At 64.9% G+C, this 23,675-nt stretch carries 23 protein-coding genes and 1 pseudogene; 14 read left to right on the forward strand and 10 right to left on the reverse strand.

The window, feature by feature from the left end; translation table 11 throughout:
* Window positions 1–82: 82 nt before the first annotated feature.
* Window positions 83–1,411: an urea ABC transporter substrate-binding protein gene (gene urtA / locus QA639_RS38530; RefSeq protein ID WP_028334683.1), complete on the reverse strand. Its 1,329-nt coding sequence runs from the start codon at window positions 1,409–1,411 to the stop codon at window positions 83–85.
* Between the two features lie 533 nt (window positions 1,412–1,944).
* Between urtA and QA639_RS38535 the strand changes: the two genes are divergently transcribed.
* From QA639_RS38535 to QA639_RS38545, 3 genes are all read left to right on the forward strand, one after another.
* Window positions 1,945–3,363 (forward strand): DEAD/DEAH box helicase, encoded by a 1,419-nt coding sequence (locus tag QA639_RS38535; protein WP_283088705.1) that lies wholly within the window; start codon window positions 1,945–1,947, stop codon window positions 3,361–3,363.
* A gap of 24 nt (window positions 3,364–3,387) precedes the next feature.
* The gene (gene infA / locus QA639_RS38540) at window positions 3,388–3,681 is read left to right on the forward strand and encodes a translation initiation factor IF-1 (protein WP_016842649.1); all 294 of its coding nucleotides are present in this window, start codon (window positions 3,388–3,390) and stop codon (window positions 3,679–3,681) included.
* Window positions 3,682–3,960: 279 nt separating this feature from the next.
* Window positions 3,961–4,173, forward strand: a complete 213-nt coding sequence (locus QA639_RS38545) for a cold-shock protein (protein ID WP_016842648.1) — start codon at window positions 3,961–3,963, stop codon at window positions 4,171–4,173.
* A gap of 120 nt (window positions 4,174–4,293) precedes the next feature.
* Here QA639_RS38545 and QA639_RS38550 read toward each other — a convergent pair whose 3' ends face one another.
* The 7 genes and pseudogenes from QA639_RS38550 to QA639_RS38585 form a co-directional block, all read right to left on the reverse strand.
* Complete coding sequence (locus QA639_RS38550) at window positions 4,294–4,923, reverse strand: TadE/TadG family type IV pilus assembly protein (RefSeq protein ID WP_283088706.1); 630 nt, start codon at window positions 4,921–4,923, stop codon at window positions 4,294–4,296.
* An 8-nt stretch (window positions 4,924–4,931) separates the two neighbouring features.
* Complete coding sequence (locus QA639_RS38555) at window positions 4,932–5,501, reverse strand: TadE/TadG family type IV pilus assembly protein (RefSeq protein ID WP_050387200.1); 570 nt, start codon at window positions 5,499–5,501, stop codon at window positions 4,932–4,934.
* Window positions 5,502–5,673: 172 nt separating this feature from the next.
* Window positions 5,674–6,177, reverse strand: coding sequence for a pilus assembly protein N-terminal domain-containing protein (locus tag QA639_RS38560; RefSeq protein ID WP_028334679.1), 504 nt, complete (start codon window positions 6,175–6,177; stop codon window positions 5,674–5,676).
* A 196-nt stretch (window positions 6,178–6,373) separates the two neighbouring features.
* Window positions 6,374–7,141 (reverse strand): hypothetical protein, encoded by a 768-nt coding sequence (locus QA639_RS38565; protein WP_283088707.1) that lies wholly within the window; start codon window positions 7,139–7,141, stop codon window positions 6,374–6,376.
* Window positions 7,129–7,892, reverse strand: a pseudogene (locus tag QA639_RS42115) (IS5 family transposase). Before QA639_RS42115 ends, QA639_RS38565 begins: the two are co-directional and overlap by 13 nt.
* Window positions 7,893–7,960: 68 nt before the next feature.
* Complete coding sequence (locus QA639_RS38580; RefSeq protein WP_283088708.1) at window positions 7,961–8,668, reverse strand: hypothetical protein; 708 nt, start codon at window positions 8,666–8,668, stop codon at window positions 7,961–7,963.
* Between the two features lie 15 nt (window positions 8,669–8,683).
* On the reverse strand, window positions 8,684–9,514 hold the full coding sequence (locus QA639_RS38585; RefSeq protein WP_283088709.1) for a sterol desaturase family protein: 831 nt from the start codon (window positions 9,512–9,514) through the stop codon (window positions 8,684–8,686).
* A 280-nt stretch (window positions 9,515–9,794) separates the two neighbouring features.
* Between QA639_RS38585 and QA639_RS38590 the strand changes: the two genes are divergently transcribed.
* The 9 genes from QA639_RS38590 (at window position 9,795) to QA639_RS38630 (ending at window position 18,546) form a co-directional block, all read left to right on the forward strand.
* A complete protein-coding gene (locus QA639_RS38590; protein WP_016842642.1) occupies window positions 9,795–9,959 on the forward strand; it encodes a Flp family type IVb pilin in 165 nt (54 codons plus the stop codon).
* A 172-nt stretch (window positions 9,960–10,131) separates the two neighbouring features.
* Window positions 10,132–10,656, forward strand: coding sequence for an A24 family peptidase (locus tag QA639_RS38595; protein WP_283088710.1), 525 nt, complete (start codon window positions 10,132–10,134; stop codon window positions 10,654–10,656).
* 127 nt (window positions 10,657–10,783) lie between these two features.
* Entirely contained in the window at window positions 10,784–11,578 is a 795-nt protein-coding gene (gene cpaB / locus QA639_RS38600; RefSeq protein ID WP_225161339.1) for a Flp pilus assembly protein CpaB, read from the forward strand.
* Between the two features lie 2 nt (window positions 11,579–11,580).
* Window positions 11,581–13,059, forward strand: a complete 1,479-nt coding sequence (locus QA639_RS38605) for a type II and III secretion system protein family protein (protein ID WP_152977888.1) — start codon at window positions 11,581–11,583, stop codon at window positions 13,057–13,059.
* A gap of 8 nt (window positions 13,060–13,067) precedes the next feature.
* Window positions 13,068–13,820: a CpaD family pilus assembly protein gene (locus QA639_RS38610; protein ID WP_028334673.1), complete on the forward strand. Its 753-nt coding sequence runs from the start codon at window positions 13,068–13,070 to the stop codon at window positions 13,818–13,820.
* Window positions 13,817–15,085: a CpaE/TadZ family protein gene (locus tag QA639_RS38615; RefSeq protein WP_018269598.1), complete on the forward strand. Its 1,269-nt coding sequence runs from the start codon at window positions 13,817–13,819 to the stop codon at window positions 15,083–15,085. Before QA639_RS38610 ends, QA639_RS38615 begins: the two co-directional genes overlap by 4 nt.
* Before the next feature lie 24 nt (window positions 15,086–15,109).
* The gene (locus QA639_RS38620) at window positions 15,110–16,573 is read left to right on the forward strand and encodes a TadA family conjugal transfer-associated ATPase (protein WP_028334672.1); all 1,464 of its coding nucleotides are present in this window, start codon (window positions 15,110–15,112) and stop codon (window positions 16,571–16,573) included.
* A gap of 11 nt (window positions 16,574–16,584) precedes the next feature.
* Window positions 16,585–17,562, forward strand: a complete 978-nt coding sequence (locus tag QA639_RS38625) for a type II secretion system F family protein (protein ID WP_050387196.1) — start codon at window positions 16,585–16,587, stop codon at window positions 17,560–17,562.
* A 9-nt stretch (window positions 17,563–17,571) separates the two neighbouring features.
* Entirely contained in the window at window positions 17,572–18,546 is a 975-nt protein-coding gene (locus QA639_RS38630; RefSeq protein WP_028334670.1) for a type II secretion system F family protein, read from the forward strand.
* 169 nt (window positions 18,547–18,715) lie between these two features.
* Here the strand turns inward: QA639_RS38630 and QA639_RS38635 are convergent, their stop codons facing one another.
* Complete coding sequence (locus QA639_RS38635; protein ID WP_157347202.1) at window positions 18,716–19,513, reverse strand: tetratricopeptide repeat protein; 798 nt, start codon at window positions 19,511–19,513, stop codon at window positions 18,716–18,718.
* Window positions 19,514–19,720: 207 nt separating this feature from the next.
* Here QA639_RS38635 and QA639_RS38640 point away from each other — a divergent pair, with 207 nt between their 5' ends.
* Both QA639_RS38640 and QA639_RS38645 read left to right on the forward strand, forming a co-directional pair.
* Window positions 19,721–21,100, forward strand: a complete 1,380-nt coding sequence (locus tag QA639_RS38640; protein ID WP_157347204.1) for a leucyl aminopeptidase family protein — start codon at window positions 19,721–19,723, stop codon at window positions 21,098–21,100.
* Window positions 21,093–21,935, forward strand: coding sequence for a C40 family peptidase (locus QA639_RS38645; protein WP_283088711.1), 843 nt, complete (start codon window positions 21,093–21,095; stop codon window positions 21,933–21,935). The genes QA639_RS38640 and QA639_RS38645 overlap by 8 nt, the downstream gene beginning before the upstream one ends.
* 112 nt (window positions 21,936–22,047) lie before the next feature.
* On the opposite strand, the gene QA639_RS38650 is transcribed toward QA639_RS38645, so the two are convergent.
* On the reverse strand, window positions 22,048–23,673 hold the full coding sequence (locus QA639_RS38650; protein WP_157347208.1) for an ABC transporter ATP-binding protein: 1,626 nt from the start codon (window positions 23,671–23,673) through the stop codon (window positions 22,048–22,050).
* Between the last annotated feature and the right edge of the window lie 2 nt (window positions 23,674–23,675).

Genomic DNA, 23,675 nt, shown 5'->3' on the forward strand with positions numbered 1-23,675 from the left:
GCGGCGAGCTGTGCCGCCTTCTCCAGGTTCTTGGATGGTTGTGTTGTGTCGTTGTTCAGGTCAGGAGCTCAGGAGCTTGTTGTCAGGAGCCCTGGCCGCCGCACTTGTTGGTCTTGGTGTTGAAGTTGCCGCACTTCTTGCCGACCCAATCGCCGATCAGGTCCTTGGAGCCCTCGAGCTCCTTCGACCAGGCGTCGCCGGCCACCAGGCCCGGGGTCTTCCAGACCACGTCGAACTGGCCGTTGCCCTTGATCTCGCCGATGAACACCGGCTTGGTGATGTGGTGGTTCGGCAGCATCTGCGACACGCCGCCGGTCAGGTTCGGCGCCTCGATGCCGGGAAGCGCATCGATCACCTTGTCCGGATCGGTCGACTTCACCTTCTCGACCGCCTTCACCCACATGTTGAAGCCTATGTAGTGGGCTTCCATCGGATCGTTGGTCACGCGCTTCGGATTCTTGGTGTAGGCCTGCCACTCCTTGATGAACTTCTCGTTCGCCGGGGTCTTGATCGACTCGAAGTAGTTCCAGGCGGCGAGATGGCCGAGCAGCGGCTTGGTGTCGATGCCGGCGAGCTCTTCCTCGCCGACCGAGAACGCGACCACCGGGATATCGGTCGCCTTGATGCCCTGGTTGCCGAGCTCCTTGTAGAACGGAACGTTGGCGTCGCCGTTGATGGTGGAGACCACCGCGGTCTTCTTGCCGGCCGAGCCGAACTTCTTGATGTCGGCCACGATCGTCTGCCAGTCGGAGTGACCGAACGGCGTGTAGTTGATCATGATGTCGTCCTGGGCGACGCCCTTCGACTTCAGATAGGCTTCCAGGATCTTGTTGGTGGTGCGCGGATAGACGTAGTCGGTGCCGGCCAGCACCCAGCGCTTCACCTTCTCTTCCTTCATCAGATAGTCGACCGCCGGGATCGCCTGCTGGTTCGGCGCCGCGCCGGTGTAGAACACGTTGCGCTCGGACTCCTCGCCCTCATACTGCACCGGATAGAACAGGATGTTGTTCAGCTCCTTGAACACCGGGAGCACGGATTTGCGCGACACCGAGGTCCAGCAGCCGAACACGACCGCGACCTTGTCCTTGGTGATCAGCTCGCGGGCCTTTTCGGCGAACAGCGGCCAGTTCGAGGCGGGGTCGACCACGACGGGCTCGAGCTTCTTGCCGAGCACGCCGCCCTTCTTGTTCTGCTCGTCGATCAGGAAAAGGATCGTGTCCTTCAGCGTGGTTTCGCTGATGGCCATGGTGCCCGACAGCGAGTGAAGGATGCCAACCTTGATGGTGTCGTCGGCCGCTTGCGCGGGCGCGAGGGACGAGGACGCAGCCAGACCCAAAACCAGGCCGGCCGTCGCCGCGAGCGCGCGGCGACGGGTCATCGTCGCTATTCCGTGAGTAAGCTGAGTAAGCATGAAATGTCGTCTCCCTGACGCAGGCGTGAACGCTTGCGAAACGGCCGCTTGGCCGCCTGCGGTTAAGGGAATCGCAAGAACTGTGCCACGGTACGTAGCCCCGGTAAGCCGATGAACCGGCTGGATAATTTCATCGGTTCCGGGCAAATACGGAAGCCGACTGCCCAATCATTGAGCCGGCAACTTGACTGCCGAAAGAGCAATCAGTCTATCTTTTAGGCAAAATTGCCGTCTTGGCTAAATTTCCGGCATCGATTTGTGACAGTTTGCGCGATGGTTCAGCGAACTCCGGGCACCAAAGACGGCGATCTCATCTTGAAACCGCCCAGTTCCTGGTCCATATCCTCGCCATGCCCGCGAGAGTCGCGGTGCCTTCGCGAGCTGCGTGTTCAAGCTGCCCCAAGCGGCTTCTGGCTCGCCTTCCAGCTAACCCAGCTTGACGCCCCAGACACGCGGGTGTCCCCGAATGCCTTCACACGCTTCCGGCCGATATGGGCCGGAACGACGATGGCTTTTATGGAAAGAACCACCTTTTGACCTCCTTTCAGGATTTCGGCCTCGCCGATCCCATCGCCCGCGCGCTCCGAGAAGAGAATTATCTCACGCCGACCCCCATCCAGGCCCAGACCATCCCGCTAGCCCTTGCCGGCCGCGACGTCGTCGGCATCGCCCAGACCGGTACCGGCAAGACCGCCTCCTTCGCGCTGCCGATCCTGCACCGGCTGCTCGAGAACCGCGTGCGCCCGCAGCCCAAGAGCTGCCGCGTGCTGGTACTCTCGCCGACCCGCGAGCTGTCCGGACAGATCCTCGACAGCTTCAACACCTATGGCCGCCACATCCGGCTGTCCTCGGCGCTCGCCATCGGCGGCGTGCCGATGGGCCGCCAGGTCCGTGCCGTGATGCAGGGCGTCGAGGTGATGGTCGCCACCCCCGGCCGCCTGCTCGATCTCGTGCAGAGCAACGGTCTGAAGCTCAACCAGGTCGAGTTCCTGGTGCTCGATGAAGCCGACCGCATGCTCGACATGGGCTTCATCAACGACATCCGGAAAATCGTCGCCAAGCTGCCGATCCGGCGCCAGACGCTGTTCTTCTCGGCCACCATGCCCAAGGACATCGCCGAGCTCGCCGAGGCGATGCTGCGCGACCCGGCCCGCGTGGCCGTGACGCCGGTGGCCTCGACGGTGGATCGCATCGCCCAGCGCGCGATCCAGGTCGATTTCGCGGCCAAGCCGATGGTCCTCGCCCAGCTGCTGAAGCAGGAACCGGTCAACCGCGCCCTGGTCTTCACCCGGACCAAGCACGGTGCCGACAAGGTGGTGAAAAGCCTTGCCAAGGCCGGCATCGAGGCCAATGCGATCCACGGCAACAAGTCGCAGAACCACCGCGAGCGCACGCTGGCGGCGTTCCGTTCCGGCGAGATCCGCACGCTGGTGGCGACCGATATCGCCGCCCGCGGCATCGACGTCGACGGCGTCAGCCACGTCGTGAATTTCGACCTGCCCAACATCCCGGAGACCTACGTCCACCGCATCGGCCGCACGGCGCGCGCCGGCGCCGACGGCGTCGCGATCTCGCTGATCGCCGGTGCCGAGGAGATGGGCTATCTGCGCGATATCGAGCGGCTGATCCGGATTACCGTGCCGCGGGAAGACCGCCGCACACAGGGCGGCCGCGAGGCCGCCGCGCCGGCGCAGGCCACCCACCCGCACCGGGGCGGCCGCTCCGCGCCCCGTGCACATAATGTCCGTGGGAATGAGGCCGCTCCGGGCGCAAAAGGCCCTCGCCGCCGCCGCCGTCGAGGTGGTAATAATGGCGCGCCGCAGACGAGCCGGGGCGAGTCGCCGCGTCCGTCGCAGGCCGGCAACAGCGAAGGCATTCAGGGCGTCGCCTTCTTGCATCGCGAGAGCCGGCCGAATCCGCAATCCAACCGCAACAACCGACCGAAGCACTAGCCGTCGCTCGATCTGGAGAAACATATGGCTAAGGAAGAGCTGATCCAGTTCGAAGGACTGGTGACCGAAATCCTCCCCGACGCTCGTTACCGGGTGCAACTCGATGCCGGGCACGAGATCGTCGCCTACACCGCCGGCAAGATGAAGAAAAACCGCATCAAGACGCTGGCCGGCGACCGTGTTACGATCGAAATGTCGCCCTACGATCTGGAAAAGGGGCGCCTGATCTTCCGGCATAAGGACGAACGTCCGAGCGGCGCGCCCGGTGGCCCGCCGCGGGGCGGAGCCCAGCGCGGCGGCCAGTTCCGCCGCCGATAAGCGGGGTATTGCAACCGCTGCGGGCATGACGTCCTGATGTCCTGCGCACAATTGGCCGGCGGCTGCGCCGGCCAAAAAATCGCGCACGTCAGGATTGTTTTCAGGATTGTTTTGAAGCCTTCTATCGAATAATATCCTACCCATCGATTTTCGGCCGGACGACATTAGCCAATACCGGTACAGCCGGTTCAGACGCTGACGACCCTTCCAAAAATTCGATCTCACCACCCCGCCGATCAGCGGGTCTTGAACTTGTATATCTGAGAAGGGACTACCCACGTGAGCATGGGAACCGTGAAGTGGTTTAACGCGACCAAGGGCTACGGCTTCATCCAGCCGGATGAAGGCGGGAACGACGTGTTCGTGCACATCAGTGCAGTCGAGCGCGCCGGCCTTGGCACTCTGCGTGAAGGCCAGAAGATCTCCTACGAGATCGTGGCTGACCGCCGTTCCGGCAAATCCTCGGCCGACAATCTGCGCGCCGCCGGATAAGCCGATTTCCCGGGAGCGCGAAGCTCCAGGAAATTGTCGCTAAAGCATCAAGGGCCGCACCTTCGGGTGCGGCCCTTTTTGTCTGGATTGCCAATCGGCGTTCCGCGTCGTTCGGAAGCTCTAATAGGTCGAGCAGGTCGTCGGCATCGTGGCGGACGTCGGGGCGTAGAACACGCAAACCGACTGCCGCGGCCTTGTGAAGGCGACATCGGTGAGATTGATGCCGCTCTTGGCCATCACATAGCCGACCGTCGGAACGTATTTATAGCTGACTTCGCTGAAGATCAGATAGGTGCCCGCAACCAGCAGCGCCGCCGGAACGACGCTGGTCACGACATCACCCTGACTGCGGCTCGAGGCCGTCAATGTGGCCTGCGTGGCGCCCGTGGCCATCACCCCCGCCTTGCTCCACTGGATCCGCGCGACCTTCGAGGCATCGACGTAGATTTCCGACAAGGTGACCTTGGTCGGCGTCGGATCGTACGGCGTCATGACGCCGACGCTGGCACTGAAGAAGTTCTGCAGGTCGGCATCCACCACCTGCGTCGACTGCGAGGTCAGGTCCGACGCGGCGCGCGCCATCAAGGTGACCTTGCGGTCGACCGCGACACCGGATGAAAACTCGACGGTGCCGAAGAACAGCACCAGCATCAGCGGCAGGACGAAAGCGAACTCGACGGCGGCAAGGCCTCGGCGATCAATGCAAAGAGCCACGACGGAGCGCAGCAAGGCCGTTGCCCGGGTTTTCATGACGTTGCTCATGAGCATGTCGCCCCGGCGGTCCCGGATGGCTCGTTCTTGAATGTCGCGGTCGCGGTCAGCAGCCGCTTGCCGTTGGCGAGGTTGGCGACGTTGAAGCCAAGCTTGGTGACAAACAGCGGCCACTGATAGAACAGCCGGACTACCACGACGTCGCCGTCCTTGCCGGGGCACCATTTCATGGTCGGAATGAATGCGTTGTTGGAATCGATTGGAGGCGCGATGTTGACGCTGCTGAAGCCCGTCGCAGCGGGATAGCTACGCACGTCGACCGATATGCCATTGACGCAATCGAACAGCGCGCTGACCTGGCCACAGACATAGTTCTTGAACTGCTGCTGGGTGTAGCTTGCGCCCTGCGCCTGACCGGTCATGATCATGCGCGCGGAATCCTGCGTCACCGTCTCCAGCACCTGGCTCGCGAAGAAGATCATCGCCACTTCGATGATCGCAAACAGCAGTCCGAAAAACAGCGGCGCGATCATCGCGAATTCGACCGCGGTCGCGCCACGGCGGTTTCGGCGAAAGCGATGGAGGAGGCGCGCGAAAGAATGAGCGGGCAGCGGCATCAACGACCCCGGATCAACATGGCGGCAACAACTACCCCAGGACTCATTGTCGAAGTATTTCGCCGGATCGAGACAGAGCGACCCGATCCGTTAGGCTTTTCTTAACCATGTCGGATGGACCGCCTGCGGCAGGCGGCTGCCCCGGCGCGTGAAGCGCTGGCGCGGACACGGGCTAGTTCTGCGGCTTCGCGGCCGCGCCCGAGCCGGAGGCCTGGCTGTTGAGCGAGCCGGCCTGGTCCATGGTCGACTTGAAGTAGGTCTCGCCGTCGCCGAGGGTGATGCGGCGCTGGCAGACCGGCATGCAGCTGTAGGTCTCGCGATCGACGCCGCGATAGACCGTGACCAACTGGTCGGTCGGACCTTCGACCTGGATCTGACGATCCACCAGCACCTGGCCGGTGCGGTCGAGTGCGATGAAGTTGGTCGCGCCGTAGCCCTTGCCGGTCACGACGACAACGCCGCCATTCTGCAGGGTGACGTCGGCGATCAGCGGGTTGCCGACCACGATGGTGGAGATGCCGCCGGGCAGTTTGACGAGCTTGGCCTGATCGACATTGACCGCGATCCGGTCCGGATCCGGCGCCGCCGTTGCGAATGCGGGCCACAGAACGGCTGCGGCCAGCGAGATGAATCCAATGCGCGCGACGGCGCGAATACGCTGGGACTGAAACGACATACCTTACCCCGGGACGTTAACAAGCCGGCAAAAGCGATACGCAGCGGACCGGCGCCCGACGCAGGCAAATCTGACGGCAATTCATTTAAGAAGAGCAAAAATCGACCGCTGAATTGCGCCGATGTCACAACTTCCGGAACGGATCGGCCAACGGCCCGGTGATCCCGCGGAAAACGCCCCCGCGGGGGACCGCCGCCTAGCCGGCGGCACGCACATGCACCACCACGCGATCGTCGGCGTAGAGGCGCTGCCATCCATCGATGTGATCGAGAAACTTGGAGGCGGGCGTTGCCGGATCGAGCATCACCGCATCGATTCTGTAGGTCTTGAGCAGATCGAGGAAGCCGTCGACGTCCTTGAGCTGGAGCGCACGGTAATAGGCGATCTCGAATTTCTCGCCGTAAAGCTCGGCACGGCCGTCGACGAACACCGGCACCTGCCGCCAGATCAGATAGCCGCCGAACTGCAGATCATTGAGCACGCGCTGCACGTTGTGCGCCTTCAGCGCGTCGACGGCGGCAGCGGGCGAATGGATCGTCGGCGGCGACATGTCCCGACGCACCGCAATGAACCAGGTCGAGGCGCAGAGCGCGGCGATGAGCATCGCGGCCGGCATGGCCCTCAGCCGGACCACGCTTGCGGCATGCAGGCCGAACTGGGTTGCCACCGGCGTCAGCGCGGCCAGCGGCAACAGTAGGGCGAAGAGCTCGAGATTCCTGACGTGGGATAGCGCCATGTGCAGCAGGCCCAGCGCCAGGGCGATCCGCGGCAGCGGCAGCTTCACCCCGCAATAGAGCACGGCGCCGATCAGGCCGAGAATGGTCAGCTCGAACGCATCGAGGTGGCTGAAACTCGCCGGCATCCACTCCGCGATGAGATGCAGCAGTTCACCGAGGCTGAGAATCCTCAGCGAGGCGAGGATCGTTCCCCAGCCATAGGTGGTGTTGACACTTATCGCATCCATAGGACGATTGCAGCGAGCGTGACGATGGCTCGGTAATTTCGGGCGGTCTTTTCGAAGCGGGTTGCGACGCGACGGAACTGCTTGAGCTTGCTGAAGCAGCATTCCACGAGGTGGCGCTGGACATAGAGATGCTTGTCGAGCGGATGTTTGAGGGCTCGCGAGGGGTTGTTGGGGATGACGGCGATCGCGCCTTTGGCTGCGATGGCCTGGCGCAAATGATCGGCGTCATAGGCTGCATCGGCCATGACGACCTCGGCGGGCAATCCCTCGATCAACGTGGCGGCTTGCGGGGCATCGCCCTTCTGGCCTGCGGTGAGGGTGAACCGCACGGGACATCCCAAACCTCGAACGGCCATATGTATCTTGGTGCTCAAGCCGCCGCGCGAGCGCCCGATCGCTTGATCTTCAGACCCCCTTTTTTTGCCCCGGCGGCGTGCTGATGCGCCCGGACGATGGTGGAATCGACGATCAAATATTCGAAGTCCGGATCATCGGACATCGCCTCGAAGATCCGCAACCAGACACCCTTGGTGCTCCATCGACTGAAGCGCCGGAACACGCTGTTCCAATCCCCAAACGCCTCCGGAAGATCACGCCAGGGAGAGCCCGTGCGAACGATCCAGAGCACCCCTTCCACGAACATCCGGTTGTCGCGTCCGGTCGAACCTTTCTGGTCGGGCCGGCCAATGATGAGCGGCGCCATGCGCTCCCAAGCCGCGTCGCTCAACACCAAACGATCCATCACACCCAAGGCCGCCTCCCAAAAGAAGCCTTGAATCTGATTTGGCCTCAAAAGGGAATCCCTAGAGTCCACACCGCCTAGGGCGTCACGCAGCACGCGGCCAGCGCGCCGAGGCCGAACGCGGCCCAGCGCAGCGCCAGCGGCAATCTTTGCGCCGGCGCGGCGTTCCACAGCGCATCGAGCGCGAAGGCGCCGGCCAGCACCAGGCCGAACAGAAAGCCGCCATGCAGATTGGCCCAGAGCGCGATCAGCGGCAACAGCCAGAACGAGGGGGCCGCGCGACGTTCGCTGGCGACCATCAGGCCGTTCGCCCAGACCATCATGATCGGCAGCGCAAGCACATGCGGACGGGCCAGCAGATGCCCGCATGTCAGCACCAGTGCCGCCAACGCGATCAGGCTCGCATGGATCGCCGGCAGCGCGCGGCCGAGGATGCCGGTGAGCAGTGCGAAGGTGGCGGCGCCGCAAGCCGCGGCCAGCGCCGCGGGCCCGGTCCACCCGGCAAGGTCGTAGGCCTTCGCGAACAGAACCTGCGCCAGCCAGGACGACGACACCCAAGGCTCACCCGCCTTGGTGAAGGAATAGATATCGACCGACGGCAATGCGCGGTGGTCGAGGATCCACCGACCGACGGCAATCTGCCAGTAGGTGTCGGAATCGGCGAGCAGCCTGTCGCCGACGACCAGCAGCAGCGCATAGACGCCGCACGCCATCCAGAACCAGGCCGGGACTTCGGCGAACACCGAGGCCCGCGCCTGTGGGATGATTGCGGTCTCAGCACTCATGCGCGCACAGTCCGGTCAATGACGGAACGGATAGGCCAGCTGTCCGCCGATCTCGGCCGGCACGCCCTGCTCGGCGTCGACGCCGTAATCATCCGGAAGCTTGCCTTCGGGCATGCGGAATGTCCCGAACAGAATGTCCCAGAGCGGAAACGTGCCCGCGAAATTGGTGTCGCCACCCTCCTCGAGCGCGGTGTGATGCCAGCGATGAAACACCGGCGTGGCGATCACATATTTGAACGGGCCGAGCGCCCAGTTCAGGTTGGCGTGCACGAAGGCGGAGTGGAATGTGGTGAAGGGACCGACCCACAGCATGATGTTCGGCGAGATGCCGGCCATCAACAGGATCACGTCGACCGAGATCGTGCCGATCAGCAGATTGATGGGATGGAAACGCGCCGCCGAGATCCATTCGAGATCTTCGGAGGAATGATGAATGGCGTGGTACTTCCAGAAGCCGCCGCCGTGAAACATCCGGTGCAGCCAGTACAGCATGAAGTCTGACGCGACCAGGAAGATGATCGATTGCAGCCAGAGCGGCAGCTGCGCCAGCGGGCCGTGTCCGTTCTCATAGAACGAGATCAGATCGTCGGCACCGTGCACGTCGAATACCGCGGCCGCGCCCACCACCAGCAGCCCGATGCGCAGCACGCGGGCGAATACCGGCACGAAGAACCAGTAGCAGATGTCCGTGACCAGCTCGCGCTTCTGCCACCACGGCTTGCCGGGATTGCAGGCCCAGAAGCGGGTCAGCACCGTGAAGAACAGCGCGAGGCCGATCGTGATCGGCACCACCCTCATCATCGTCTGGCCGAGCATCTCGATGACTTCGATCGGAAGGGTGGACATGGCAGCCTCATACTACGGAAGCCCCATGAGTATAGATGCGCGCTTAAGGAGCCGTGAATCGGCGCCGGGCGCCGGATCGCAGCAACAATCTGCAATTTGAGCGGACCGCTTAATGCCAAATTTACTGTGCGCAACAACAGCGGGTTCCCGCAGAGTTTATGCGATCAAATTAACTGCACCGAAATCGTCCAACACTAGGGTGCCGCAATGGTCACGGTGCTGAGAACGCCGGCGAGACCAAATCTAGTTCGACCAGCCACGTGTACACAGGAGTGATTTTATGAAGAACCTCGTTTCGCGCTTCGTGAAGGACGAATCGGGCGCGACCGCCATCGAGTACGGCCTGATCGCCACCGGTATCGCCATCGCGATCATCGCTGCAGTCAACGGCGTCGGCACGAAGCTCTCGGGTACCTTCAACTCGATCTCGGGCTCGCTGAAGTAAGCCGGCTTCGACGAATTCGCATCAAAGGTCCCGGCAATCCCGGGACCTTTGCTATTTGTCGGGGGCCGATCGGCTGCCTGCGTAGAAGGTGCCGGCAATCCTTTTCCGATTGTTCACCATTGGCCGCTAGCGTCGGGTCTCGACCGCAGCTCCAGCTTGACGGCATGAATTCATGATCCTCGACATCGCACGCTTGATGCTGTTTCCGGCCCTGATGGCCTTTGCGGCGGCGAGCGATCTCCTGACCATGACGATCCCGAACCGGATTTCGCTGGCGCTGGTGGCTGGCTTCTTTGTCCTGGCGCCGCTGACCGGGATGGGCGTCCACGACATCCTCACCCATGCCGGCGCAGGCGCGCTGGTTCTCGTGGTGGCGTTCGGCATGTTCGCGATGGGCTGGGTCGGCGGCGGAGACGCCAAGGTCGCGGCCGCGGCCAGCCTGTGGTTCGGGTTCGAGCACCTGCTGCCCTATCTGGTCTTTGCCTCGCTGTTCGGCGGTGCGCTGACCGTGCTCTTGCTGCAGCTGCGGCAATGGCCACTGCCCTACCCGCTCGCGTCCCAGGCCTGGCTCAGCCGCCTGCACGACAAGCAGACCGGCATTCCCTACGGCATCGCACTCGCCCTCGGCGCCCTCCTGATCTATCCCGAGACGGACTGGATCAAGACGATCGATCTCGCGCACTTCGCCATGCGCTGAGAAAGCAGCGGTAACCGCCCGTTAAGGCGATTTAGATACGCCTCATTAACCATGCTTTGACGAATAGCTGGTCAACTCCCATCACGGCGGCGGCAGCGTCGCGGCGTCATGTGGAAAGTGAAGCGTAATGGATAAGGCCCGCATTCTGGTCCTGGCAATTGCAGGCTGCGCCGGCCTTGCGGCGCTTTATTTGGCGAGCGGAAGCGACGACAAGCCGGCGGCTCCTCCGCCAGTTGCGCAGCTGCCGACGGTCGACATCCTGGTCGCGCGCTCCGACATCGGCCTCGGCCAGGCGGTGAAGGCCGAAGATCTGCAGTGGCAGACCTGGCCGGCGGCGACCGCCAGCGCCAGCTTCATGCGCAAGGACAGCCACGCCGACGCCATCAAGGACGTCACCGGCTCGATCGCGCGCGCCCCGTTCATCCAGGGCGAGCCGATCCGCGAGCAGAAGCTCGTCAAGGCCGACGGAAGCGGCTTCATGGCCGCGATCCTGCCGACCGGCATGCGGGCGGTATCGACTGAAATCTCTCCCGAGACCGGGGCTGGCGGCTTCATCCTGCCGAACGACCGGGTCGACGTCCTGTTGTCGAAGCGGGACAAGAATCCCGACCGCAACGGCGCCGACATCGTCAATTCCGAGGTCATCCTGACCAATATCCGCGTCCTTGCGATCGACCAGGCGCCGAAGGAGAAGGACGGCACCAACGCACTGATCGGCAAGACGGTGACGCTGGAGCTGAAGCCTGACCAGACCGAGACGCTGGCGCGCGCGCGCCAGAGCGGCGTCCTGTCGCTGGCGCTGCGCAGCATCGCCGACAACAACGGGACCGACGTCAGGACCGAAGACAACCACCAAAGACGCGGTGAGACGATCAACGTCATCCGCTTTGGCGTTGCCAACCAGGCAACGATGCAGAAGTGACCATGAGGACACAGGTGATGAAGGGCGGGGCAACTCAACGGACGATGCGGGCCTTCATGGTCCGCGCATTGTCGTTCTCGGCCGTCGCGGCGCTCACGCTCAACCCGGCACTGACGCCGGTGGTAGCAGGCGACTATCGCGCCGCTCCCGCCGCGGCCGATGGCCAGATGAACGCCCGCTTCCTCTCACTCGGCGTCGGCAAATCGGTGGTGATCGATCTGCCGAGGGACATCAAGGATGTGCTGGTCGCCGATCCCAAGATCGCCAATGCCGTGGTCCGCTCGGCGCAGCGCGCCTACATCATCGGCGCGACCGTCGGCCAGACCAACATCGTGTTCTTCGACGCCGCCGGCCAGCAGATCGCGGCCTATGACATCGCGGTCAAGCGCGACCTCAACGGCGTGCGCGCGGCCCTGCGCGCTGCACTGCCGAATGCCGATATCCAGATCGAGGGCGTCGGCGAGGGCGTCATGCTGACCGGAAGCGCGGCGAGCCCGATCGAAGCGCAGCAGGCCGGCGAGATCGCCACGCGGCTGGTCGGCAGCGCCGACAAGGTCGTGAACTCGATCACGGTTCGTGGCCGCGACCAGGTGATGCTGAAGGTGACGGTCGCCGAAGTCTCACGCAGCCTGATCAAGCAGCTCGGCATCGACCTCACCGCGAACCTCAACTACGGCACCACCGTGGTGAAATTCACCAACAACAACCCGTTCACGGCGAACAACGCAGCGCTGGTGCCCGGTAACAACCTCACCACATCATTCGGTGCGGCTCCATCGGTGTCGGCGACGCTGCGCGCCATGGAAAGCGCAGGCGTGGTGCGGACGCTCGCCGAGCCGAACCTGACTGCGATCTCCGGCGAATCGGCGACCTTCATCTCGGGCGGCGAATTTCCAATTCCGACCGGCGTGACCTGTCAGACGACGACGGGAGGCGCGATCGGGAATTGCGTTCAGACCGTCAGCTTCAAGAAATTCGGCATTTCGCTCAACTTCACGCCCGTGGTGCTGACCGAGGGACGGATCAGCCTGCGCGTGATGACGGAAGTGTCGGAAGTCTCGACCGAGAACTCGCTGACCGGCGGCGCGGGCGGAACGACGATCCCCTCGATCAAGACCCGGCGCGCCGAGACCACGCTGGAAATTCCCTCGGGCGGCTCGATGGCGATGGCCGGCCTGATCCAGGACCAGACCAAGCAGGCGATCAATGGCCTTCCCGGGCTGGCGTCGCTGCCGGTGCTCGGAACGCTGTTCCGCAGCCGTGACTTCGTCAACAACCAGACCGAGATGATGGTGCTGGTGACGCCCTATGTCGTTCGCGCGGTGGCGCAGAAGGACCTGTCGCGTCCGGATGACGGCTTCGCCAACGCGTCCGATCCGCAGGCCGACCTGCTCGGCAGCATCAATCGCGTCTACGGCGTGCCCGGCCGCACCGAGCCGGCGCGGAATTACCGCGGCACTTACGGCTTCATTACGGACTGAGGCGGACGATGACACAGACCACATCCAGGACATCCGCCGGTTACCAGCGCGGTATCGCTCTCGCCGGAGCGCTCGTCAGCCTCGCGATGACGCTGGGCGCCTGCCAGCACGCCGCCGACAACAGTTTCGCGATGGTGAACGCGCCGGCCGACTATCGCCAGCGTCACCCGATCGCGGTCACCGAGGCTGATCGCTCGATCGTGGTCTTCGTCGGCCGCAGCCGCGGCGGCCTGACTGCCGAGCAGCGCGCCGAGGTGATGGGGATGGCGCAGGACTGGATGCGCGAGGGGACCGGCGCCGTCACCATCGACGTTCCCGTCGACACGCCGAACGCACGGACCGCCCAGGAATCGCTGCGCGAGATCCAGGCCACGTTCACCGCCGCCGGCGTGCCGCCGCGCGGGATCCTGGTTCGCAAATACCATCCCGAGGATCCGCGCCAGATGCCCGCGATCCGCGTGAACTATCCAAAGATGAAAGCGGTCGCCGGGCCGTGCGGCCTCTGGCCGGAAGATCTCGGCCCGTCGATCCACAACGGGTCCTACATCGAGAATAAGCAGTACTACAATTTCGGCTGCGCCAATCAGCGCAACCTTGCAGCCATGGTCGAAGACCCGACCGACCTCGTGCAGCCGCGCGCGGAGACCCCTGCCTATACGTCGCGTCGCAACATCGCCTTCGACAAGTATCGCAAGGGCACCACCACCGCCACGACCTATCCCGAGTCCGACAGGGCCAAGCTAAGCGACACAGGAAAATGATCACCTACGCGCAGCAAAACTCCGAAGAGCAGACGGACGCCCCGCCGCAGGCCGTGGACGACCATATTGCTCCGGCGCCACGGGTCTCGGTCCAGGCGTTCTGCGAAACGGTCGAGACCGCTGCCGCCGTGCAGTCGGCGGGCGAGGATCGCCGGCTGGCCAAGGCTCACCTCAAGATCCAGATGGGCGGCATGGCGGCCGCCATCGAGGCCTATCGCTCGGCGCCGACGCCCAACGTCATCATTCTCGAGACCGAGGGCCGCGGCGACATCCTGGCCGGCCTCGATCAGCTCGCAACGGTGTGCGATGCCGGCACCCGCGTGGTCGTGATCGGCCGCGTCAACGACGTCACCCTGTATCGCGAGCTGGTGCGCCGCGGTGTCAGCGATTACGTGATTGCGCCGGCCCATGCGATCGACGTGGTGCGCGCGGTCTGCAACCTGTTCTCGGCGCCGGAAGCCAAGGCGGTCGGCCGCATCGTCGCCGTCGTCGGTGCCAAGGGCGGTGTCGGTGCCTCGACCATCGCCCACAATGTCGCCTGGGCGATTGCCCGCGATCTGGCGCTTGATTCCGTGGTCGCCGACCTCGACCTCGCCTTCGGCACCGCCGGCCTCAACTACAACCAGGATCCCGCGCAGGGGATTGCCGATGCCGTGTTCTCGCCGGACCGCGTCGATACCGCCTTCGTCGACCGCCTGCTGTCGAAATGCACCGACCATCTGAGCCTGCTGGCGGCGCCGGCGACGCTGGACAAGGTCTACGATTTCGGCGCCGAGGCGTTCGACGCGATCTTCGATACGCTGCGGACCACGATGCCCTGCATCGTGCTCGACGTGCCGCATCAATGGTCCGGCTGGACCAAGCGCGCGTTGATCGCGGCGGACGACATCCTGATCGTGGCGGCGCCCGACCTCGCCAATCTGCGCAATGCCAAGAACATGTTCGACCTGCTGAAGGCCTCGCGGCCCAACGACCGCGCACCGCTGTATTGCCTGAACCAGGTCGGCGTGCCGAAGCGTCCCGAGATCGCGGCCGGCGAGTTCGCCAAGGCGATCGAAAGCCAGCCGATCGCCGCCATCCCGTTCGATCCGCAGATCTTCGGTTCGGCCGCCAACAACGGCCAGATGATCGCCGAGATTTCCGCCAATCACCGCGCGGTCGAGATGTTTCTTCAGATGGCGCAGCGGCTGACAGGCCGCGGCGAGACCAAGAAGCCGAGGGGGTCCTTCCTGTCGCCCCTGCTCGAAAAGCTGCGGTCCAAATAGTGGTCCGCGTGGAGTCAAGACGTCGTGTTTGGTAAGCGTAGCGGAAACGATGGGGACGTGCGGGCACCCAAGCCCGCGTTTCAGACGCCGGAGCCAGCCGGCGCGCCGGCGATGTCGCGCGAGCCCGTCGCACCGGCGATCTCGTCGCCGCCGCTGGCACCCAGCAAGCCACCGCCTGCCCCGGCCGTCGAAGCCCGCCGCTCGGACAACTACTACCAGGTCAAAGCGACGATCTTCGGCGCCCTGATCGAGGCGATCGACCTTGCCCAGCTCGCCAAGCTGGACAGCGAATCGGCGCGCGAGGAAATCCGCGACATCGTCAACGAGATCATCGCGATCAAGAACATCGTGATGTCGATCGCCGAGCAGGAGGAGCTGCTCGACGACATCTGCAACGACGTGCTCGGCTACGGCCCGCTGGAGCCGCTGCTGTCGCGCGACGACATCGCCGACATCATGGTCAACGGCGCAGGCACCGTGTTCATCGAAGTCGCCGGCAAGATCCAGCGCACCGGCATCCGCTTTCGCGACAACCAGCAGCTGCTCAATATCTGCCAACGCATCGTCAGCCAGGTCGGCCGGCGCGTCGACGAATCCTCGCCGATCTGCGACGCCCGCCTCGCCGACGGTTCGCGCGTCAACGCCATCGTGCCGCCGCTGGCGATCGACGGGCCCGCACTCACCATCCGCAAATTCAAGAAGGACAAGCTGACGCTGGAGCAGCTCGTCAAGTTCGGCGCGATCACCCCCGAAGGGGCGACCATTCTGCAGATCATCGGCCGCGTCCGCTGCAACGTGATCATCTCCGGCGGCACCGGCTCGGGCAAGACCACGCTGCTGAACTGCCTGACCAACTATATCGAGCACGACGAACGCATCATCACCTGCGAAGACGCCGCCGAGCTTCAGCTGCAGCAGCCGCATGTGGTGCGGCTTGAGACCCGGCCGCCGAACATCGAGGGCGAGGGCCAGGTGACGATGCGCGAACTGGTCCGCAACTGCCTGCGTATGCGCCCGGAGCGCATCATCGTCGGCGAAGTCCGCGGACCCGAAGCGTTCGACCTGTTGCAGGCCATGAACACCGGCCACGACGGCTCGATGGGCACGCTGCACGCCAACAATCCGCGCGAAGCACTGTCGCGCTGCGAATCCATGATCACCATGGGCGGCTTCGCGCTTCCGTCTCGCACCATTCGCGAGATGATCTGCGCCTCGGTCGACATCATCGTGCAGGCCGCGCGCCTGCGCGACGGTTCGCGCCGCATCACGCACATCACCGAGGTGATGGGCATGGAAGGCGATACCATCATCACCCAGGATGTCTTCCTCTACGACGTGGTCGGAGAAGACGCCAACGGCAAGATCATCGGCAAGCACCGCTCGACCGGCATCGGCCGGCCGCGCTTCTGGGAACGTGCGCGCTACTACAACGAAGAGAAGCGGCTTGCGGCGGCGCTGGATGCCTCCGACGCGCCGGCGCCGGTCTAGGGGAACGCAGGATGCAGATGCAAACTCTGGCTCTCGCCTTCCTCGCCGCCACGACGGTGGGCGGCATCGCCTGGGTCTTCCTGTATCCCTACCTCTCGGGGGAGAAGAAGGCCGAGTCGCGGCGGGCGTCGGTGGCGCGCAGCGAACCCACGACGACACGAAACGCCGACCGCACGCAGCGCTCCCGCCGCGAGCAGGTCGAAGGATCGTTGAAGGAGCTCGAGGCGCGGCGCCAGAAGGACAAGAAAGTCCCGCTCGGCCTGCGCATCTCGCAGGCCGGACTGGAGTGGTCGGAGCAGAAGTTCTGGATGATCTCCGGCGCTCTCGGCCTATTCGGGTTCGGCGCGGCATTCCTGGCCGGTGGCGGCATGCTCGGCGCGGCCGGCATCGGCTTTGCCATGGGCCTCGGCGCACCGCGCTGGCTGCTCGGCTTCCTGAAGAAGCGGCGGGAAAAGGCGTTCCTGAAGGCGCTGCCTGACGCCGTCGACGTCATCGTGCGCGGCATCAAGGCCGGCCTGCCGCTGTTCGAATCGCTCAAGGCGGTCGTCAACGACGCGCCGGAGCCGCTGCGCAGCGAGTTTCTCGCCATCATCGAGACCCAGGCGATCGGCATGCCGCTCGGCGAAGCCTGTTCCCGGCTCTACGAGCGGATGCCGCTGCCGGAGGCCAACTTCTTCGGCATCGTGATCGCGATCCAGCAAAAATCCGGCGGCAATTTGTCGGAAGCGCTCGGCAATTTGTCGAGGGTGCTACGCGACCGCAAGAAGATGGCCGAGAAGATCCAGGCGATGTCGATGGAAGCGAAGGCCTCCGCCGCCATCATCGGCTCGCTGCCGCCGATCGTGATGATCCTCGTGTTCCTGACGACGCCGGACTACATCGCCCTGCTGTGGACGAATTCGATGGGCCAGCTCATGCTGGTCGCCTGCGCGATCTGGATGTCGATGGGCGTGCTGGTGATGAAGAAGATGATCAACTTCGATTTCTGACGGTGCAGCATGATTGATATTCTGGTCGCCAAGCTCCACGACGTCAGGTTCATGACCATGCTGCTTGCCTTCTTCGCGGCAAGCGCGACGGTCTACACGCTGGTGATGCCGCTGCTGGCCGGCGGCGATCTCAACAAGCGCATGAAGGCGGTCGCCAGCGAGCGCGAGCGCCTGCGGCAGCGCGAGCGCGAACGCCTCTCCAGGTCGGAGAAGGTGACGCTGCGGCAGACGCCGAAGCAGGCGGTCTCCAAGATGGTGGATGACCTGAACCTCACCAAATGGCTGGCTCAGGAAGCGGCAATCGAGAAGCTGGTGATGGCGGGCTATCGCGGCCACGCCCCCTATGTCTACTTCCTGGCTGCGCGGGCGGTCACGCCGATCCTGATGCTGATCGGCGCAATCATCTATACATTCTTCATTGCCGGCGCGAACTGGTCGCTCACGCTCAAGATCGGCATTTGCGTCGGCGCGGCCTATGCCGGCCTGCAGGCGCCGATGCTGTTCCTGAAGAACGCGATCGCCAAGCGCCAGCTCCAGATCAAGCGCGCCTTCCCGGATTCGCTCGACTTGCTGCTGATCTGCATCGAGTCGGGCATGTCGGTCGAGGTCGCGTTCCGGAAAGTGGCCAACGAGATCGCCGGGCAGTCGGTCGCGCTGTCGGAGGAGTTCGCGCTGACCACCGCGGAACTGTCCTATTTGCAGGATCGCAAGACCGCCTACGAGAACCTGGCGCGCCGCACCGGCCTCGAAGGCGTGAAGTCGGTGTGCATGGCCTTGCAGCAATCCGAACGCTACGGCACGCCGCTCGGCCAGAGCCTGCGCGTGATGGCGCAGGAAAACCGCGACATGCGGATGAACGAGGCCGAGAAGAAGGCCGCAGCACTGCCGCCGAAGCTGACGGTGCCGATGATCCTGTTCTTCCTGCCTTGCCTGTTCATCGTGATCCTCGGGCCGTCCTACATCAAGATCGCCACGATGCATTGAGTTGCGTCGCCTGCGCGGCTGCCTTCTCCTTCCCCCCAGAAAGGGGAAGGCCGGGATGGGGGTCAGCCGCAGACACTGCCGCTCGTGGAGAGATGATCCCCACCCGCTTTGCGCTCGCGAGCAAAGCGACCTCCCCTTTTCGAGGGGAGGCGGAGCTGCCGGGTTTGGTTCAGTCGTCCTTGGCGACGACCGGCGTCGCACGCGACGCGGTCCGCGGCCCGTCCTTGCGGTTGAGCATGTCGCGGAGATAGGCGACGTTGGCCGCGGCCTCATCCGACGGCAGGTCGGCCTTGACGATTGTTTCCGCCTCCGCGAAGCGGCCCTGCAGGCCGACGACCAGTGCAAGGTTCTGCCGGATCCGGGTGTCGGCGCGGGCGCTGGCATAGGCCTGGCGCAGCGTCTCTTCCGCCTTCGGCAAATCCTTGGTCAGCATGTAGGAGAGGCCGAGATTGGACAGCACCGACGGCTCGTCCGGAGCCAGCCTGAGCGCACTGGCGTAATAGCGCCGCGCCTCCTCGTGCCGGTTCATCTTGTCGAGCGTGGTGCCCTGCACCGACAGGATGCGCCAGTCCGGATTGTCCGGGCTGTGCGCGCGGCTCAGCACGTCGAATGCAGCCTGCGAGTTGCCGTTGTCGGCCAGCGCGCGGCCATAGGCGGCGAGCAGCGCCTTGTTGCCTGGGTTGGCGATCGTGGCCTGCTCGAGCACGGCGCAGGCCTGCGAGCGCTGGCCGGTCATGCGCAGGGCCTGGCCGTAGGCGACCGCGGCGGCGACATCCTTGGGATTCTTGCGATAGCGCTCGCCATAGGCCTCGACGGCCCGGCGCGGATCATCAGGCGTGGGATCGGACCGCGATGTGATCGATCCCGCCACGTCGGACATGGTCTGGCAACCGCCAAGCCCTGCGGCCAGGACCGCCAGAAGGGCTGCGGAAGCGAGATGCCGGGTCAGATTGGACTGTCGACACATGGCACTGTGACTCACGAAATCGGGCGAACGGTTCCAGCCGAGCGTGCCAGCAATAGACTGTTAACCCTAACGTCTGGTTAACTGGCGTCGCCGGCAGCCGACGCTCCGGTTCCGGCCCTGCACGTCGCGTGAACCGTTGGCGCGCTACCATCTGTGGCGAAAGGCGTGTAGTAGCCCACCAACGACGCCAGAACAGCCGAGAGCCGCATGCCATCCGTGTTCGAGACCGCCCCCGCGACCGCCGCCACGCCGATCACCTTCGTCACCAAGGCGACATGGGATGCGATTCAGGGCGAGTTGCCGGCGCCCGCGCGCCAGTTCGCGGCGGCCAATGACTTTGCCGCCAAGGCGGGCAAATTGCTCGTCCTGCCGGCGGCAGACGGCGGCATCGCGCAGGTGCTGTTCGGTCTCGAGGACGCCGACCACAAGGCGCGCGATCCGTTCCGGCCCGGCGCCCTGCCCGGCCTGCTGCCGCCGGGCATCTACCGCTTCGCCAATGCGCCGCACGACACCAGACTTGCCGCGCTCGCCTTCGCGCTCGGCTGCTATCGCTTCGGCCGCTATCGCACCAACAAGGCTCCCGAAGTCCGCCTGGTGCCGCCCGATGGCGTCGACACGGCGGAGATCATCCGGATGGCAGATGCCGCGGCGCTGGCGCGCGACCTCATCAACACGCCGTCCAACGACATGGGACCGGCCGAGCTCGCCGAGGTGGCGCGCGACCTCGCGACGCGGTTCGGCGCTGCCTTCAATTGCATCGACGGCGACGAGCTCGCGCAGAACTTCCCGCTGATCCACGCCGTCGGCATGGCGTCGACGCGGCCGCCGCGGCTGATCGAGCTGAGCTGGGGCGACCCCGCCCATCCGAAGGTGACGCTGGTCGGCAAGGGCGTCTGCTTCGACACCGGCGGGCTCGATCTCAAGCCGTCGAGCGGCATGCTCATCATGAAGAAGGACATGGGCGGCGCCGCCAACGTGCTGGCGCTGGCCCAGATGGTGATGGACGCGCAGCTCAAGGTGCGGCTGCGCGTGCTGATCCCGGCGGTCGAAAACGCGGTTGCCGGCAACGCATTCCGCCCGCTCGACATCTTCAGGTCGCGCAAGGGCATCACCGTCGAGATCGGTAACACCGACGCCGAAGGGCGGCTGGTGCTCGCCGACGCGCTGGCGCTCGCCGACGAGGAGACGCCCGATCTTTTGGTCGACCTGGGCACGCTGACCGGTGCCGCGCGCGTGGCGCTGGGCCCGGATCTGCCGCCGTTCTACACCAATGACGAGGCGCTTGCCGGCGACGTCGCATCTTGTGCGACGAGCGAGAACGACCCGTTGTGGCGGATGCCGCTATGGCCGGCCTACGACGCCTGGCTCGACTCGAAGACCGCCGATATTACCAACGCACCGTCAGGCGGTTTCGCGGGCTCGATCACCTGCGCGCTGTTCCTGCAGCGCTTCGTCGAGCACGCGAGGAGCTGGCTGCACGTCGACATCTACGGCTGGACGCCGTCGGCAAGGCCCGGCCGCCCTGAAGGCGGCGAATGCCAGGCGGCGCGCGCGATCTACAAATTGCTGAGCCAGCGCTATGCATGACCCCCGTCTGACGCCGGCCCGCGCCGACCTCGCGGCGAAATATCTCGAGGGCAAGGTCAAGGCCTTGCGCTTCGTCGAAGGCGAAGTGCTCGAGGTCGGCGACGCCATCGCGCCGCTGCGCCAGGCGCCGGCGAGCGATGCCGAACAGATGACGCAGGCGCTCCGGGGCGAGCGCGTCACGGTGTACGATCGCAACGGCGAAGGCTGGGCCTGGGGCCAGCTCGCCGATGACGGCTATGTCGGCTGGATTCCCGAAGCCGCGCTGGCCAAGCCAGGCGCCGTCCCGACGCACAAGGTCACGGCGCTGCGCACGCTGGCGTTTCCGGGCGCCTCGATCAAGCTGCCGCCGGTCGAGGCGCTGGCGATGGGGACGAAGCTCGCGATCGTCCGCGAGGACGGTGCGTTCGCGGTGACCCGCGAAGGCTGGCACCTGCCACGCCGGCATCTCGCGCCGCTCGACACGATGGCAGATGATTTCGTTGCGATCGCCGAGCAATTCGTCGGCACACCCTATCTGTGGGGCGGCAAATCGAGTCTCGGGATCGATTGCTCCGGCCTGGTGCAGATCGCGCTGACCGCCGCCGGCACCGGCTGCCCGCGCGACAGCGACATGCAGCAGGAAGGCCTCGGCCGCGAATTGACGGCCGCCGAATCGAAGCATCTACAGCGCGGCGACCTGATCTTCTGGAAGGGCCATGTCGCCATCGTGCGCGACGCGACAACGATCGTCCACGCCAACGCCCATCACATGGCAACGGTGGTGGAGAACACGCAGGCTGCCATCGCCAGGATCAAGGCCGCCGACAGCGAGGTCTTGGCGATGAAGCGGCTATAATTGCTTCCGTCATTCCGGGGCGATGCGAAGCATCGAACCCGGAATCTCGAGGTTCCCCGGTGCGCAATTGCGCACCTGAGGTTCAACGCTGCGCGTTGCCCCGGAACGACAGTCAGGTCGCCACAGCCCCGTCGCCGGCCGCTTCGATGCGGAAGGCGGCGGCGAACAGCGCGCGGGTGTAGTCGCTCTTCGGGTTCCTGAACACCTCGGAGGCGGGCCCCTCCTCCTCCACCTTGCCCGATTTCATCACGATCAAATGGCTCGCCAGCGAGGCGACCACGCGCAGGTCGTGCGAGATGAACATGTAGGTGAGGTCGCGCTTGCGCTGCAGGTCGCGCAGCAGGTCGACCATCTGGGCCTGCAGCAGCATGTCGAGCGCGCTGGTCGGCTCGTCCAGCACGACGAAATTCGGCTCCAGCACGACCGCGCGCGCGATCGAGATGCGCTGGCGTTGGCCGCCGGAGAATTCGTGCGGATAGCGGAAGCGCCAGTCGGGATCGAGCCCGACATCCTTCATTGCCTTGATCACCCGCGCCTCGCGCTCCTCGCGCGACAGCTGCTTCTGGTGCACCTCAAGGCCCTCGGCAATGATGTCCGCCACCGACATGCGCGGGCTGAGCGAGCCGAACGGGTCCTGGAACACGATCTGCATGTCGCGGCGGAACGGCCGCATCTGCTTGAAGCGCAGGCCCTGAATATCGTTGCCGAGGAATACGATCGGACCATCGGACGAAATCAGCCGGAGCAGCGCGAGCCCGAGCGTGGTCTTGCCGGAGCCGGATTCGCCGACCACGCCGAGCGTCTCGCCCTTGCGCACCGCGAGGCTGACGCCATCGACCGCCTTGATGTGGCCGACGGTCGAGCGCAACAATCCGCGCTTGATCGGAAACCAGACCTTGAGATTGTCCGCCGACATCACGACCTCTGCGCCCGGCTGCGGCGGCGCCGGATCGGGCTTCGGCTCGGCCGCGAGCAGCGCCTTTGTATAGGCGTGCTTCGGCGCGGTGAAGACCTGCTCGACCGGCCCCTGCTCGACGATCTTGCCGTTGTTCATCACGCAGACCGTGTCGGCGATGCGGCGGACGATGCCGAGATCGTGGGTGATGAACAACAAGCTCATGCCGAGCCGCGCGCGGATCTCGGCCAGCAGCGCCAGGATCTGCGCCTGCACGGTGACGTCGAGCGCGGTGGTCGGCTCGTCCGCGATCAACAGATCGGGCTCGTTGGCGAGCGCCATCGCGATCATCACGCGCTGGCGCTGGCCGCCGGACAATTGGTGCGGATAGCTCTTGAGCCGGGTCTCCGGCTCGGGGATGCCGACCTGGCCCAATAGCTCCAGCGTCCGCGCCCGCGCCGCCGCGCCACTGACGCCCCTGTGCAGCGACAGGATCTCGCCGATTTGGGTCTCGATGGTCTGGAGCGGATTGAGCGAGGTCATCGGCTCCTGGAAGATGATCGAGATGTCGTTGCCGCGGACCTCGCGCATCTCCTGGTCGGACGCGGTCAGGAGGTCGCGGCCGCGGAAGCGAATCGCGCCGGTGGGATGCGATGCCGTCGGATAGGGCAGCAGCTTCAGCACCGACAGCGCGCTGACGGATTTTCCCGAACCGGATTCGCCGACCAGCGCGACGCATTCGCCGCGCTTGATCGAGAACGAGATGCCGTCGACCGCAAGCGAGCGGCCGAAGGCGACCGAGAGGTCGCGGACATCGAGCAAGGGCTGGTTGATGGCGTCCATAC

Origin of the sequence: Bradyrhizobium pachyrhizi, assembly GCF_029714545.1 — a bacterium.
In the GTDB taxonomy this organism is placed as follows: Bacteria; Pseudomonadota; Alphaproteobacteria; order Rhizobiales; family Xanthobacteraceae; genus Bradyrhizobium; species Bradyrhizobium pachyrhizi.

What these genes read in the sequence shown, in the direction of transcription:
- urtA (WP_028334683.1), bottom strand. Translation starts at nt 1,411, where the DNA reads ATGCTTACTCAGCTTACTCACGGAATAGCGACGATGACCCGTCGCCGC.
- infA (WP_016842649.1), top strand. Translation starts at nt 3,388, where the DNA reads ATGGCTAAGGAAGAGCTGATCCAGTTCGAAGGACTGGTGACCGAAATC.
- QA639_RS38550 (WP_283088706.1), bottom strand. Translation starts at nt 4,923, where the DNA reads ATGAAAACCCGGGCAACGGCCTTGCTGCGCTCCGTCGTGGCTCTTTGC.
- QA639_RS38555 (WP_050387200.1), bottom strand. Translation starts at nt 5,501, where the DNA reads ATGCCGCTGCCCGCTCATTCTTTCGCGCGCCTCCTCCATCGCTTTCGC.
- QA639_RS38560 (WP_028334679.1), bottom strand. Translation starts at nt 6,177, where the DNA reads ATGTCGTTTCAGTCCCAGCGTATTCGCGCCGTCGCGCGCATTGGATTC.
- QA639_RS38565 (WP_283088707.1), bottom strand. Translation starts at nt 7,141, where the DNA reads ATGGATGCGATAAGTGTCAACACCACCTATGGCTGGGGAACGATCCTC.
- QA639_RS38580 (WP_283088708.1), bottom strand. Translation starts at nt 8,668, where the DNA reads ATGAGTGCTGAGACCGCAATCATCCCACAGGCGCGGGCCTCGGTGTTC.
- QA639_RS38585 (WP_283088709.1), bottom strand. Translation starts at nt 9,514, where the DNA reads ATGTCCACCCTTCCGATCGAAGTCATCGAGATGCTCGGCCAGACGATG.
- QA639_RS38590 (WP_016842642.1), top strand. Translation starts at nt 9,795, where the DNA reads ATGAAGAACCTCGTTTCGCGCTTCGTGAAGGACGAATCGGGCGCGACC.
- QA639_RS38595 (WP_283088710.1), top strand. Translation starts at nt 10,132, where the DNA reads ATGATCCTCGACATCGCACGCTTGATGCTGTTTCCGGCCCTGATGGCC.
- cpaB (WP_225161339.1), top strand. Translation starts at nt 10,784, where the DNA reads ATGGATAAGGCCCGCATTCTGGTCCTGGCAATTGCAGGCTGCGCCGGC.
- QA639_RS38605 (WP_152977888.1), top strand. Translation starts at nt 11,581, where the DNA reads ATGAGGACACAGGTGATGAAGGGCGGGGCAACTCAACGGACGATGCGG.
- QA639_RS38610 (WP_028334673.1), top strand. Translation starts at nt 13,068, where the DNA reads ATGACACAGACCACATCCAGGACATCCGCCGGTTACCAGCGCGGTATC.
- QA639_RS38615 (WP_018269598.1), top strand. Translation starts at nt 13,817, where the DNA reads ATGATCACCTACGCGCAGCAAAACTCCGAAGAGCAGACGGACGCCCCG.
- QA639_RS38625 (WP_050387196.1), top strand. Translation starts at nt 16,585, where the DNA reads ATGCAGATGCAAACTCTGGCTCTCGCCTTCCTCGCCGCCACGACGGTG.
- QA639_RS38630 (WP_028334670.1), top strand. Translation starts at nt 17,572, where the DNA reads ATGATTGATATTCTGGTCGCCAAGCTCCACGACGTCAGGTTCATGACC.
- QA639_RS38635 (WP_157347202.1), bottom strand. Translation starts at nt 19,513, where the DNA reads ATGTGTCGACAGTCCAATCTGACCCGGCATCTCGCTTCCGCAGCCCTT.
- QA639_RS38640 (WP_157347204.1), top strand. Translation starts at nt 19,721, where the DNA reads ATGCCATCCGTGTTCGAGACCGCCCCCGCGACCGCCGCCACGCCGATC.
- QA639_RS38645 (WP_283088711.1), top strand. Translation starts at nt 21,093, where the DNA reads ATGCATGACCCCCGTCTGACGCCGGCCCGCGCCGACCTCGCGGCGAAA.
- QA639_RS38650 (WP_157347208.1), bottom strand. Translation starts at nt 23,673, where the DNA reads ATGGACGCCATCAACCAGCCCTTGCTCGATGTCCGCGACCTCTCGGTC.